This window comes from Mesorhizobium sp. CNPSo 4671 (assembly GCF_057784245.1).
The window spans coordinates 1-1,169 of sequence record NZ_JBWLUW010000060.1 but is presented as its reverse complement, the minus strand read 5'-3'; the positions used below and the strand labels follow the sequence as shown (position 1 = coordinate 1,169).

Here is a 1,169-nt window from a genome sequence, read left to right as displayed (position 1 = left end):
TTGATGGTGACGACGATGCCGGCACCGACGGTGCGGCCGCCTTCACGGATGGCGAAGCGCAGCTTCTCTTCCATGGCGATCGGCACGATCAGCTCGACATCGACGGTGATGTTGTCGCCAGGCATCACCATCTCGGTGCCAGCCGGCAGCGACACGATGCCGGTCACGTCCGTCGTGCGGAAGTAGAACTGCGGACGGTAGTTGGTGAAGAACGGCGTGTGACGGCCACCTTCGTCCTTGGTCAGGATGTAGGCTTCGGCCACGAACTTCTTGTGCGGCTTCACCGTGCCCGGCTTGGCCAGAACCTGGCCGCGCTCGACACCTTCACGGTCAACGCCGCGCAGCAGCGCGCCGATGTTGTCGCCAGCCTGGCCCTGATCGAGCAGCTTGCGGAACATTTCGACGCCCGTGCAGGTCGTCTTGGTCGTCGGACGGATGCCGATGATTTCGAGTTCCTCGCCAACCTTGACCACGCCGCGCTCGACGCGGCCGGTGACGACCGTGCCACGGCCCGAGATCGAGAACACGTCTTCGATCGGCATCAGGAACGGCTTGTCGAGCGGACGAACCGGGGTCGGGATGTAGGCATCGACCTGAGCCATCAGCTCGCGGATCGCGTCCTCGCCGATGGTCTTGTTCGAATCTTCAAGAGCGGCCAGCGCCGAACCCTTGACGATCGGAATGTCGTCGCCGGGGAACTCGTTCTTCGACAGAAGCTCGCGAACCTCGAGCTCGACCAGTTCGAGCAGCTCGGCATCGTCGACCTGGTCGACCTTGTTGAGGAACACGACGATCGACGGCACGCCGACCTGACGGGCAAGCAGGATGTGCTCGCGGGTCTGCGGCATCGGGCCGTCGGCGGCCGACACGACCAGGATCGCGCCGTCCATCTGCGCGGCACCGGTGATCATGTTCTTCACATAGTCGGCGTGGCCGGGGCAGTCGACGTGGGCGTAGTGGCGGTTGGCCGTCTCGTATTCGACGTGAGCCGTCGAGATGGTGATGCCGCGGGCCTTCTCTTCCGGCGCCGCATCGATCTGGTCGTAGCGCTTGTACTCGCCAAAATACTTCGTGATCGCCGCCGTCAGCGACGTCTTGCCATGGTCAACGTGACCAATCGTGCCGATGTTCACATGAGGCTTAGTGCGCTCGAATTTACCTTTTGCCAT

The 1,169-nt window shown here is 63.0% G+C and carries 1 protein-coding gene; it reads right to left on the bottom strand.

Annotated features, from left to right (window positions below; translation table 11 throughout):
- Positions 1-1,169, bottom strand: a 1,169-nt coding sequence (tuf, locus tag AC04SF_RS37340) for an elongation factor Tu (RefSeq protein WP_056566843.1), incomplete at its 3' end; no start/stop codon positions are given.